This is a genomic window from Desulfogranum aggregans, from assembly GCF_055398265.1.
Map to the genome: position 1 here is coordinate 1,928,485 of NZ_AP042447.1, position 13,225 is coordinate 1,941,709.

The window sequence follows — 13,225 nt, forward strand, 5'->3', positions numbered from 1 at the left end:
TACCTTGGAAAATGTTCAATGTTGTAAAGTTCAATTAAAAAACATTCATCAATGTCTATCTCTCTTTTCCACCCTTTTTATCCAGTATTTTTCGTATTACTCTTGCCAGGTCTGCTATAACAATAGGCTTATATAATATCTGATCTGCAGGCAGGTCCACTGAGGGCCAAACTGAGTTGTTTCCGCTGAAGCCTGTGCAGATGATTATCGGCATACCCGGGCAAAGCGCAGAAATTTCAGCAGCCAATTCGTCACCGGTCAGGTTAGGCATGGTCATATCCGTTATGACAAGGTCAAAATTCGATGGTTGGGAACGGCACATATTAAGAGCTTCTAAACTGCTTGTTTGCGTCGTGACAGTGTATCCAAGATCAGCGAGTTGCTGTTCCAGCATTCGTACAAGCGAAGCTTCGTCGTCAACCACTAATATGCGTTCATGTCCTCCAGGAATTTTTTCGTCCTCTTCCGCCCCCCATATTCTTTCATCGTCTACGACCGGGAAAAACACGGTAAAGGTGGTTTCTTTTCCCGGTATGCTCTGCACAGCTATTTTCCCGCCATAGCTCTCTACTATACCGTATACTACGGACAGGCCGAGCCCCGTTCCTTCTCCAATGGCTTTGGTGGTGAAATAAGGGTCAAATATCTGGCCAAGATGCTCAGGCGCGATACCAGCGCCGTCATCGGTAACCTGCACTTGAATGTAATTTCCGCCCGGGAGGTCAGGGTAGGAATTATCACCTGCATCCAGCACCACATCCTTGACAGTGACGAGCACAGTACCTTTTGCCCTGTGCATCGCCTGAACCGCATTGGTGCACAGGTTCATGACCACCTGGTGGATATGTGTTGGATCACCCTTGATCAGCGATTCACTGCGAATGTCGGATTTTATTATAATGGAGGCGGGTATTGATGACCGAAGAAACTTAATTACCTCCTTGATAATTGGGTTGATTAATAGGGGCTGGAGATCGTAATCCGATTGTCGTGAAAAAGTAAGGATCTGCTTGACCAGTTCTTTGGCTCGTATACCTGCTGAAAAAATTTCTTCAAGGTCACGCTTGAGATGCCCATTTTGCCCGACCTCATTGAGGGCCAGTTGGCTAAAACCAAGGATAGCAGAGAGTATATTGTTAAAATCATGGGCAATACCTCCGGCAAGTATTCCAATTGACTCCATTTTCTGGGCCTGCATGATTCGAAATTCCATTTCCTCGGTCTTTTCCTGCAAGAGCTTCTGTTCACTTATATCCATCGTCAGAGCCATCACCGCCGGCTGATGATCCCACTCAACCTTAACGGCATTGACGCGTAACCAATGGATATCTTGCTTATTATCAACGACCCTTATCTCTCTGTCTTGAGGAAACAACTCGCCTGACATTACTGCCTGATAAAGCTCTTTCACACCCTGCTGCTCTTCGACATGAACGTGGTTGAGATAAGGCAGGCCCAGCAGATTCTCTTTTTCGTAACCTAGAATTTGCTCCATTTGCCTGTTTACATAGGCGATAAGCGTATTTTGGATGACGATGATACCTTCCTTGGCATTATCAAGCAGATGTTTGTATTTTAGTTCACTGGCTTTTAATTCCTGTTCGAACCGCTTCCTCTTGGTCACATCTCTCACCATACTTATCACTCCATGAGTCCACCCCCCTACATCATCAATAGGAGTAACCGTGTTTTGGGTGAGTATTTCATGACCATCTTTGTGGCGCATGGTATAGGCGGCAGTGAATGTTTCTCCTCTTTCCAGCACCTGTTCGCTGATTTCGCCGAATTTTTCAAAAGCACGATCGTCGACATGGAGCTGACGGGTAGATCTATCAATCATCTGTTCCTGTCTGTAGCCAAATATTCTTTCCGCCGCCAAGTTACAAATAACAACCTTCCTGTTCTTTGAATCAACAACAAAGACTGCTTCACTCAGATTATCAAATACTTTCTCAAGCAGAAGTTTTGCAGTCGTGAGATTTTTTTCTCTATCAATTTTTTCGGTAACATCAATAAAAAAAATAAAAATAGCGGTATCATCTTCCCATGGGGTGATGGAAAATTTACATTCTGCCCAATGAACATCACCGTTGTAATCAAGGACTCTACAAATCCGATCAATATTTTCCTGCTCCTTTTCGCACTGCCTGAGAGCTTCAAAAAATGCTGTTCTGTCATCGTGGTATACATGTTCGGATACGCCGTTGTCATATGATGCACGTGTTGACAGGCCAAATAGATCCTTGGCTTTCCTGTTCGCAAAAAGAATTTTTTGTGACCTCACAACCAGCACCGCCTCACCGGTACTCTCCACAAGACACCTGTATTTTGACTCGGAGAGCGTCAATCTTCTAATCACCGTCTCAAGATGGGTGATGTCAAAGGCGGAAACAAGGACACGGTCATACTCTTTTTCATGTCCGGGCAGAACTTTCCAGTGAATGCTCAAAACGAGATCTTTGTTCACCCCATCCAATGCTATGGATTGCTGCGTTTCAAATTCCTTTTTTTGCTCTGTCAGAGCTTCTAGTTCTTTTCTTAAAAAAGTATACTCCTCATCCAAAAAGAGTTCAGTACAAGGGGGATGCGATGTACTGTGATTTTTTTTGCCAAACAGATCGTGTACAGCTTCATTGATCCTTACAACTCGGATTTTAGAGAAACACTGCTCACGCAGCTCGGAGTTGTGCGCCACCTGCTCCTGTAGAGCGAGCCTGGAAGACAGACTCTGCGAATCAAGGTAGGCTTTAAGCCGCGAGAAATCGACCTCCCACAGAGGATGAGGAGTTTTTTCGAATGCAGTTCTATACCTCTTTTCACTGCTTGCCAGCTTCTGCCATGCAGCCTTCATTTTTTTTAAATCATAGAGCAGCAAAAAATAGAGCAGAATGGCCGTAACCAGAATATAGCCAACGCCTTTCAACATCTGCATATATTTAAAAGAAAACCCTACCTCTGCCAGGTAAAAAGCGACATAATCACTGAGCAGAATCCAAAGTGAACCAATGATGAGGTATAGTAGAACAATTTTATGGAATTGCTTCTTGTTGGGAGGGCGCATATTTTACTCACCCGTACAGTTGAACAGCTGTTTAAGCCGTTGTCAGCGACCTTAGTTTGCCCCTACATAATAAAGCCAGACATCCTGTAATATTATGGTTGGCCGTGGTAACCCCGCTTCTGTAGACAACTCCTTTGTCTTTTTTAAACACAGCCCGTCTAGAAAGATGACCAGGACAGCATCGCAGGTGCGCTGCATGATCTCTGGAAAGCGGACAGCTCCTGCCTACTGTTCAGCAATATCAGGATAATAGTGATCTAAACATGGAGTACAAATACTGTGGGAGACATTCGGGAGTCGATTTTCCACCAACTCGGGCACCCAGTACCACTTTTCCATGTTTTGGGGATCTCGTATCTTTCCACAATTCGAGCATTGGGTTACAATTTTGGCATTATCCTCAAAACGGCTACTGAAAGCTACTCCTTCCTCAGGATGTTGTTTTTCTATAACGAGATGATTGGTTATCAGCAGTCCTTCTGAACCAATGATTGGATATGCATTCTGGTAAAAAACTCTATATATTTCCGGTGAAGAACACTCATACTTATGAGCAAATGGTGCATTTTCTCTTAAAGCTCTTTCATAAGCTTTGACAATGTAACCTTTAATTGGCTCTACACATACCGCAGCAATATCTGTACCCAGTGGAAACCGTGTAAGTATTGCTTTTCCATTGTTATTCTTGGCAAAACTACACCACGCCTCATTAAAAGCCCTAATTTTCAATGAATTATCAACAATATACACAACATCATTACTATTACTTAGGAAGTCAACGTCTAAGTGGAAAATTAGATTCTTAAAAATAGGATCTATATGCACAGCCATCATCCTCTTTTTTTCGATACATTTTCAATTTATGGTTTATACGCACCAGTGATAAAAGGGGTCAGCAGGTCGTTACACTTTCTTGAAACGATAAAAAATATCCTGAGCGTATACTCAAGTGTATATAAAAACATGCCTATATCAAAGAAAATAGCGCAGCAAGAGTACTTGAACATTGGAACAGACAGGTATCTGGAGCGGATTCTCAACTGTGGAAAAAAGTGCGACTCATCTACGGCCTCACACAGCAAATGTGGGAGACAAGGGTATCCAATAGAACATTCCGTGAGCTGCCGGGCAAGCCAAGGCTAGCCACCGGTTTAAATAGTCATTACAGGGCTTTTGCTCCAGAATAAGGCGTAAACAGTGGCAGAATTGTTGATAATATCAACATCTTCATTTTTTAGACATGCTGCATGGCACCATCACGAGGTTTCGAAAGGTCGCGGAATCAGCGAGTTTACCCTATAATAAGGATCGACAAAATATGTTACTGCAAGGGCAGGAAGCCGGTCACCTCTGACCTGAAACTTTTCAAGGTGCCCTGGGGTGAGGAAAGGTAACGGTCTAGAAACTCTCGACTGCTGTTTTGCTAAAAATCTGAACCAGTATCAGCCAAAACAGATTATCGTTACATGGAAACAGCAATCAAAATCACAGTTTATTGGAAAAGACCTGAGGCACTGGCCAGGTTCATAACCGGTAAAATAGCAGGCGGTTCATCGTTGCTCAGCAACGCCCAGGGTATAATGTTCAGTTCCTCGACAGCCCGATCGCAAAAAACGGCCAAAATGCCGGCACGCTGCCGGTGATGCCTAAACACGCCAATATCCCAATGAGCCGAGAACAGGTAGAGCTGAAGTTGAAACCAGCCCTCCGCCCATGCCAGGCTGATAAAACGACTGTTTCTCGGAGTAAGCACGATGAGCACCAGTTCGTTGATAAGGATCCGCAATGCGGATTAACAGCAGGTCGGAAGCCGTAGTTGCAGTGTCCCCATCGAAGTCACCCAGACCGTAAGCATACCAAGGTTAAGGATAAACCCGAAGCCCCGAACACAAAAAAAACCAAGGGGGTTCCATGCTAACCCCGTGGCAGAGAGCACGGTGACAATCCATATATAGTTTACGACTATGGTAGGCTGAGGGTTGCCAGTTCTCGTGCGATCACCATATCAAAAGAACATGCGAAGAAACGTACAAAATACTCTCAACGACGAGTGGCATAGTGTTGAGTTCGCATCTTTATCAAAACTGGTCCCCTCACCTTTTCAAGTGAAGTGTCAGATCAAATCGAAACTATCTCACATTACTCATGGGCAATGGGTTTTTCGGTGAAGAGATAGTCCTTTAGCTCTTTATTAAAGGTTGGATCTTTACGTCGAATCCATTCAATCAACATGGCGGCATGTTCCTTCTCTTCATCTCGATTGTGCGCAATTATTGCTTTGAGCTCAGCATCTTTACAGGCATCTACTCGCTGGTTGTACCAGTCGACCGCTTCGAGTTCTTCCATCAGCGAGGTGATTGCTCTATGCATGTCCCTCGTGTCGTTGGTGAGTTCGCTGACTGGCTCATGATACCCTTCGCTTGTCATGTATATTTCCTCCTTGTATTCTCGTGTTTTTCCCTGTCACTTGCATCTTCTGCGCTCCTACCGGCTTTTAGACGATGGAGAGGATGGCGCCTGGTCTCGGTACATATTCCTTGGTTGCATCCTTGTGCAGGGGAATAAAGTTTTCCATTCGACAGCACCGTATAGGTGCAGAACAATGAGCGTCTTGGGACTATGACTTTTCTTGTGATTGCAGCTTGTCCACCGCTTTCTTGAGCGCGCTCTCGAGTTCACCTGCTGCCTTTTCAAACCCCTGCTTCAGCTCATCCCAGCCATCCTGCCCGGCTGTTTTGAGGTCGGACCACCTTTGCTGCAGCTCTTTTTCCTTTTCCGATGCTTCCATTACCTGCTGGTAATATTCGCTTTTCTTTTCATAATATTTTTCAGCGGCAGCCGTTTTGGCCTGTTCCAAATCCGCCTGCCATTTTTTCATTCGTACTTTAGCCTGGTCAAGATATTGTTGTGTTTCAGACATAATGCCCTCTTTGTTGTATCCGCGAGAAGTGTGTCGGATGATGAGTATGGTGGAAGATATCTGTTATTGTAAACAAGCAAAAGACATGCCACCGCTACGGTGGAGGAATCTTCTTTTTAAAATATCCCTTTTGCCTGAGCCCTTTACCCTTGAAATGGTACAATCGCCTGCTTGAGCCATGCCTGGTGCTCGCCATCTTCTCATATGGTTGTCTGAAATATCCGGACATGGTCTTGCCGAAAAAGATAAACGGGACAAAGGGAAAAAGGTTCGCATGGAGTGTCGTAAAACAAAAAGGCCTCCTTGTCGAATTGCAGCCGGAACAAACAGGATCAAGTATCGGGGGGAGTTTTTTCCTTGGGCAGATCGAGCAGGGTATGAATTTCCGTTGAAGTCAGGGTTTCCTTTTCCATCAATTCCCTGGCAAGGGTCTGCAGCGCTTGTCGGTGCTCGGTGAGTATCCGGGTGGCCTTGTCCGAACTCTCCTGCAGGAGTTGCCTGATCTCAATATCGATGGTTTCTGCGGTCTTTTCACTGTAGTCTTTTTCCTCGGTCAGTTCACGGCCGAGAAAAGGATGAGGCTCCCCTTTCTTGAATACGAGCAGACCGACTTTTTCACTCATCCCCCACTGGCATACCATACGACGTGCTATCTGGTTGGCCTTTTTCAGGTCATCGCCGGCACCGGATGTGGGCTCTTCAAACATCAGCTCTTCCGCTGCCCTCCCGCCGAGCATGACTGCAATGCGATCAAGCAGGTAGGATCGGCTCAGGTTGTGCCTGTCTTCCTCAGGGACCTGTTCGGTGGCGCCCAGGGAGCGTCCGCGGGGGATGATGGTTACTTTGGCAAGAGGGTCAGCGCCTGGCAGCACGAGGGCGGTGAGGGCGTGGCCTGATTCGTGATAGGCAATGACCTCTCTTTCCTCTGCAGAGAGATGGTCTTCGCGCTTGATACCGAGGATGATTTTGTCGCGGCTTTCGGTAAAATCTTCCATCTCCACCTGTTTCTTGTTTTTGCGGGCCGCCAGAAGAGCTGCTTCATTAACCAGGTTATGCAAATCCGCACCGCTGAAACCGACCGTTGCTCCGGCAAGGAGATCGAAGTCCACCTTTTCCGCCAGTGTGATTTTCTTGGCATGCAGTTCTATAATTTTCCGCCGGGCCTCCTTTTGGGGCAGATCAAGCGTTATCTGGCGATCAAATCTTCCCGGACGAATCAGTGCCGGATCGAGCACGTCCGGCCTATTGGTGGCTGCCAGCACGATGACCGATTCCCGGGAACTGAATCCGTCTATTTCCGACAATATTTGATTCAGGGTCTGTTCCCGCTCATCGTGGCCCCCGCCGATGCCTGTGCCTCTGGCACGTCCGATCGAATCGAGTTCGTCAATAAATATCAATGCCGGCGCATTTTCCTTGGCCTGTTTAAACATGTCGCGTACGCGTGAGGCCCCCACCCCGACAAACATTTCAATAAATTCAGATCCGCTGATGGAGAAGAAGGGAACGCCGGCCTCACCGGCCACAGCCTTGGCCATGAGGGTTTTTCCCGAACCTGGAGGGCCGGAGAGCAGTACCCCCCTGGGGAGTTCAGCGCCAATCTGCTCGAAACGTGCCGGATCCTGGAGGTACCTGACCATTTCCTGCAGTTCGCCTTTGGCATTGTCCAGCCCAGCCACCTCATTAAAGGTGACATCGACTTCCTGCTGACGAATTTTTTTCGCTTTTGATTTGGCAAAGCCAAACGGACCGCCGGCCGACCCCATCTGGTCGCGCATGCGTTTGTTGAGAAAAATGAACAGGCCGATGATCAGTACCCACGGCAGCAGAGAAATGAGCAGGGTCATCAGCCAGGATTGATCATCTGTCCTGACTTTGACCGTCACCTTATGCTCCTCGAGCAGAGGGAGCAACGCCGGATCACCTATCGATGGGACCACCGTGGTGAAACGCCGTGGAGCATCTGCAGCACCCGTTTGCTGATTCGCCCGCTCATTGGCGTCAGTCGCAGGTTGCTGGCCATAAGTCCCGGTAATTTCTTCACCAACCATCTCGACCTGAGCGACCTTACCGGATTCCACTTCGGCCTTAAATACTGAATAGGATATCGCTGTTTGCCGTTGCTGGGAAAAAAATGCCATGTATGCTGAGGAAATAAGTATCCACAATAACATAAAAAGCAGCAATCTGCCCCAGAGCGGTATACGTTCCAAACGGTTTCTTGACAAGTTGGATTGATCACTCATAACGATTGGTTGTTGGGTTCAAGGAGAAGGGGCTGTCCACTCAAGGCGCATCCTCTGGAGCGGCTTGTTCCCCGCCAGACTCTTGATCGGCCAGCTCTGCAAGCCTTGTCAGCGACTGCTCAAGGCGCTGCAGGGCATCGGCAGCCTGCTGAAACTGCCTTTCACCCAACGCCTGCAGGTAGGCGGTAAACGAAGCACCGGCCGACCTGATAAGCGAGGGCATGGAGCCGCTTTTCATGGTTGCTGCCTGCCGGGGAGCCGTGTTCTGGTCCTCGCTGAAAAGTCCGGACAACGCCTCTTCAAATGATTGCCCATACCTGAGTTTATCGTTGTGCATCACCGCCACAAGGCGCAACTCAGGATAGGCGGCAGTTTCAGCCTGCAGGTAAATGGGTTCAACATAGATAAGGGTTTCTTCAACCGGAATTGCCAATACATTCCCCCTGATAACCCGCGAACCGCGTTGATCCCACAAGGTCAACTGGCCGGCAAGGAAACGGTCCTGGTCAATCTTTGTTTCGACCTGCTGCGGTCCCAGTACTCTTCGTTCTTTAGGAAATTTGTAGGCCAGGAGCCGGCCATAGTTGTCTCCATCGCACATGCCGGCAATCCAACCGATGGATACCTGGCGGTTTTTGGGGGTAAAAGGAAGCATGAGGACGAATTCCGGGCTGTTGGAGCCCGGCAGTTCCCACATAATGTAATAAGGCTCAACCGGCTGCACCTGGTTGTAGTATTTTTCCGTTGCCCGAACCCACAAATCCTCCTGATTGTAAAAGACCGTGGGATCACTCATGTGATATTTGGCATACAACAACCCCTGCAGAAGCAACATATCGGTTGGATAGCGGATATGCCGCCTGAGCTGTTCCGGCAGAGTGGAAATGTCTTGAAACATGGCAGGAAAAATCCGTTGCCAGGTTTGAATGAGAGGGTCCTCCGGATCGATCACATAGATATCCACCGAACCTTCGTACGCGTCAATGACCATCTTGACGCTGTTGCGCACATAATTTTTATCGTAGAATTGTGCCAGCTGCTGGCCGGGGGCCAGCGGACTGCTGTAGCGCCCATGCCGCATCCGCCCCTCTCCAATAAAGCGCTCGCTGTATGGATACATTCGCGAGCTGGTATATGCATCGATGATCCAGTACAGCTTTCCCTCTGAGAGTACAATGTAGGGGTCATTGTCAAAACTGAGGAAGGGGGCGACTGCCTCGGCGCGCTCGAGTATCTGGCGGTGAAACATGATTCGGCTTTCGGTGGTCGGGTACCCGGAAAAAAACAGTTTAAGCCCGTCAAATTTCCAGCCGTAGAGAAATTTACGCCACAGGTTTTTCAGGTGCACGCCTCCCTGACCACCATACCTTGCGTAGGCATTCGCTTCCCCCTTGGGGTAATCGAATTCTTCCTCCCTGGTGTTTACCAGCACCGGTGTTCTGGTCAATTCACCGAAATAAATTTCCGGACGCTGGACCTGCAGATCCTGGGAGCTGCTTTTGGGCGGGATGTCGCGGATGAGAAGATCCGGTAATCCCTGGTCAGTGAAGGCGCTGACGTTGGTCATGGTGATGCCGTAGCCGTGGGTGAACTTGAAGCGACGGTTGACAAAGGTCTGGCTTTGGCGGGGCAGGTTGTCGAGCTCCATTTCCCGTGCGGAAACCATCACCTGCTGGTACCTGCCGTCAATGGTATAGCGGTCGACATCCACATCATCAAATTCATAATAAAGGCGAATTTCCTGGAACTGCTTGTACACAGCATCAAGAGCGCGCCAGTCCCACAGTCGTATATTGTTGAATATGGACTGGTTTTTAGCAACGGTTTCACGACTGATAGTCGCGGCGGCCGGAAACTCCCGCTCCTCCACCTCCATCAGGCGGAATCCCTGACGGGTCATGCGAATGTTGTGCTCGATGTAAGGCTTTTCAAAAGTAATTTCATTGGGTTCTACCCGTAACTGCTGAAACGCTGAAGGAAGCAGGGTAAGCAGACTGATATTGAGTGCCGCAAGTATTCCCCCCAGGCTGCACAAAACCGCGGCGTGGGGTCCGGCAGGAACGAACCGCTGGGCCACAGCTGCTAGCCGCCGTCGTAATGGAGCAACCAGCAGCACCGCGCCGGTCGCCGACAGCAACACGGCCATGGTCGTCAATCCCGGAAGGAGAATATGTACATCCGTCCATCCGGGACCGGTTACCACTCCGGTCTCGGAAAATAGCAGGTGAAAGCGATCCAGGTATTTGCCCAGCCCGAGGATCAGGAGCAATACCCCGGCCGCCCGATACAGCTGGCCTGTCTGTTCAGGTTGGGTCGGACGAGTAAGGCTGACCCTGTTGTTCTTGTCCAGGGTCAGATAGCAATCGGCAACAGCAAGCAAGAGGCAGAGCGCACTGAGCAGCAAAAGGTGGGCCGTGAGGGCGTCAAACAGGGGGAGAGAGAAGAGGTAAAAACCCACCGGCTTGGAAAAAACAGGCTCCAGCGTCTCGGTGGGGGCGCCATAAACGAATTGGAGGATTATCTGCCAATGGGTTTCACCCCATTTCACTCCGGACAGTGCCGCTAGAACAAGAACGCCATAGCGACTGTATGCGCCAAGCTTGCGCGAAGGTTTGGAGACCAGCAGAACAAAAAAAATGGAAACAACCAGAACCACCCCTCCGCCAACTGCCTTTACCCCGAATGTTCGCCAGAATCGCTCACTCAATCCAAGGGCTTCAAACCAGAGCATCTCGCCCCAGAATCCCATGAACCAGAAGAAAAAGGCGGCACCTATCGCCAGAATGCTCCCGGCAGCAAGCCGGAGTGGACGGCGCCGTGTGCCGCCGGTAATGATGAGCCACAGACCTGAGGCGACCAAGGCAAAAAGGAGAAAAGAATACATGGCTGCTCCGCACACGTGGATATGTTCGATGACCAACTTTATCGGTGCAGGCGAAATGTCGGTTCGCGCTATCCTATGCCACCGATTATCGGATTGCCCCTCACCTGTTCCTCTTCGGTTGAAGGAGGACGGTGAGCGGATCTATATAAGTGGTTCAATTGTCATGCCATCTTGTCGGAGCATCCCTGGATGGGCGACCTCCATCCAGCTCTGGACGGACCGGAAAGGTGCGTCTTTAACCGCAACATGCGAGGCGAAACCGGCCGTGGACCTCTCTGCTGAATATCCTACGGGTGAGCCAGAAGGCACTGGACGAGGAAAACCCGGCCATGAGGGCGCCCAGGGGGCACCGTTTGCACCAACAGGACGAGTGGGGAACTGTCTGTCCGATATTATGCGCATGTGTCCGGGAAAACCGGACGGCAATGGTTGCAATTCAGCGGAGCAGCCGTGGCGCAAACAGCACCTGAAGAATCGAGTCCGGCGCCCCCTGAACACTTACAGGATGATCACGGGCAAGATGGTCCCCCCGATGAGCCATAGCATGGCCATAGTGACAAAAAAGCGCAGCATGTAGGTGGTTATAGAGGTTGCCTCCTGATCTCCATGGTCATGGTGGTGGTGTTCACCACCTGAACTCTGCTTTCTGGCCGACCACCAGAACCACCCCAGGACACCTGAGATGCAGAGAAAAAGGATATTGAGATAAAAACCATAATTCAGCTTGAAGTGATCGCGATTTGCCATGGAGTCAGCATTGATGGGTTGCGGCAGCAGGTCCAGCCCGGCAAGGGAATAATGCAATACCAGAGAGACAGCAACCAGGCCGCTGAGGAGCATAACCAGGATATACAGGGCCATTTTCCATCCATAATATTGCGAATTGATGCGTAGCACCGGGAGTACGACCAAGTCAGAGAATATAAAGGCCATAACCCCGGCAAAACTGACACCATGACCATAAAGGAGGGCGGCAAGCGGTATATTGCCCATGGAGCCGATGAAGGTAAAAAATGCCGCCAGAGGTCCGATCAGGGTCTGCGTGAGAACGAAAAAAAATCCAGGATTAGCGGCTTCTTCCGTTCCTGAACCAATAAACAGGGAGGTAAAAAAACTATCAGGGACAAAAGCGGCTATGATGCCGGCAACCGTAAACCCTATCAGCACGTCTTGCCAGACCATCTGCCATTCCATCACGTACGTTTGGCCGATTTCCCGCCAGCCTGCCAGGCTGGCAACCTTTTGCTGCCAGTCCTGTCCTTTGTCTGAACTGGAGTCATGTTCTTCGTCCAGCTTCTTGCGTGCTTTGTGTATGAGTTTTTTCGGATAAAAGAGACGAATGAAAAGCCAGGCGAACAAAATGAGTAAAATGCCGCCAAGGTATTCACCTACAACAAACTGCCAGCTTAAAAAAAGGGCAATGATGATCCCTAACTCGATAACCAGATTGGTGGATGCGAGCATAAATGCCATTGCCGGCGCCAAACCGGCGCCTTTTTGAAAGAGGGCACGGGTGGTCGAAAGGGCCGCAAAACTGCAGGAGGAAGAGATAAAGCCGAAAAAGGTACCAAGGATCATACTTTTAGGGCCGGTCGTGCCCATGAAACGTTGCATCCGCTGACTCGTCACCAGCACCTGAATCAGGCTGGAGATGAGGTACCCCAAAGCAAATGCCCAGAGCGCCATCCAGAAAAAGCCGAGAGTCGTCATTGCCGCATTGTGCCATAGTTCCAGGAATTGTTGCATAAGTAAGTGTCTGATGTGATTGTTCAATTACAGGATCAGGCGATGAGCCGGAAAGAGTTTGCTGGGCATATCGAGCAAACTGCCTCTTTCCCCGGTGACGAACCCTCCGTGCCTGATGAAGGGCGTAATCCTCCGCATCACCGGCCTGTGCGTGTGCCAAGCATGGCAGCCAAGGGCCAGGCTCTTGCAACCTCTTTTTTGCGATACTTGCAACAATCATTCCTTCAGAGAATGCTGGAATGAAACCTGCATCACTCTTTTTATAGCAGGATGTATCCAAGGAAACGCACGTTCCTGGATTGTGCATTGCCTCAATCAGGAGTTTCCGGAAAACGCATGCACACCCCTAGATAAACGAGTGGACAGCC

At 49.3% G+C, this 13,225-nt stretch carries 9 protein-coding genes; 1 reads left to right on the forward strand and 8 read right to left on the reverse strand.

What is annotated here, in order from left to right; genetic code table 11:
* Positions 1-55: 55 nt before the first annotated feature.
* The 8 genes from ACZ52Z_RS08785 to ACZ52Z_RS08820 all read right to left on the reverse strand — a co-directional run bounded on the left by ACZ52Z_RS08785 (position 56) and on the right by ACZ52Z_RS08820 (position 12,857).
* Complete coding sequence (locus tag ACZ52Z_RS08785; RefSeq protein ID WP_464270359.1) at positions 56-2,923, reverse strand: hybrid sensor histidine kinase/response regulator; 2,868 nt, start codon at positions 2,921-2,923, stop codon at positions 56-58.
* A gap of 363 nt (positions 2,924-3,286) precedes the next feature.
* Positions 3,287-3,886 carry a hypothetical protein gene (locus ACZ52Z_RS08790; protein WP_464270360.1) on the reverse strand — a complete coding sequence of 200 codons (600 nt, stop codon included), beginning with the start codon at positions 3,884-3,886 and terminating at the stop codon, positions 3,287-3,289.
* Between the two features lie 667 nt (positions 3,887-4,553).
* Entirely contained in the window at positions 4,554-4,814 is a 261-nt protein-coding gene (locus tag ACZ52Z_RS08795) for a hypothetical protein (protein ID WP_464270361.1), read from the reverse strand.
* Positions 4,815-5,200: 386 nt separating this feature from the next.
* Positions 5,201-5,488 carry an encapsulin-associated ferritin-like protein gene (locus ACZ52Z_RS08800; protein WP_464270362.1) on the reverse strand — a complete coding sequence of 96 codons (288 nt, stop codon included), beginning with the start codon at positions 5,486-5,488 and terminating at the stop codon, positions 5,201-5,203.
* Between the two features lie 190 nt (positions 5,489-5,678).
* A complete protein-coding gene (locus ACZ52Z_RS08805) occupies positions 5,679-5,981 on the reverse strand; it encodes a sll1863 family stress response protein (protein ID WP_464270363.1) in 303 nt (100 codons plus the stop codon).
* Positions 5,982-6,313: 332 nt separating this feature from the next.
* Positions 6,314-8,227 carry an ATP-dependent zinc metalloprotease FtsH gene (gene ftsH, locus ACZ52Z_RS08810; RefSeq protein WP_464270364.1) on the reverse strand — a complete coding sequence of 638 codons (1,914 nt, stop codon included), beginning with the start codon at positions 8,225-8,227 and terminating at the stop codon, positions 6,314-6,316.
* Between the two features lie 40 nt (positions 8,228-8,267).
* Positions 8,268-11,111, reverse strand: a complete 2,844-nt coding sequence (locus tag ACZ52Z_RS08815; protein ID WP_464270365.1) for a UPF0182 family protein — start codon at positions 11,109-11,111, stop codon at positions 8,268-8,270.
* Between the two features lie 498 nt (positions 11,112-11,609).
* Positions 11,610-12,857 (reverse strand): permease, encoded by a 1,248-nt coding sequence (locus ACZ52Z_RS08820; protein ID WP_464270366.1) that lies wholly within the window; start codon positions 12,855-12,857, stop codon positions 11,610-11,612.
* Positions 12,858-12,863: 6 nt separating this feature from the next.
* Between ACZ52Z_RS08820 and ACZ52Z_RS08825 the strand changes: the two genes are divergently transcribed.
* A complete protein-coding gene (locus ACZ52Z_RS08825) occupies positions 12,864-13,100 on the forward strand; it encodes a hypothetical protein (RefSeq protein ID WP_464270367.1) in 237 nt (78 codons plus the stop codon).
* Positions 13,101-13,225: the final 125 nt, after the last annotated feature.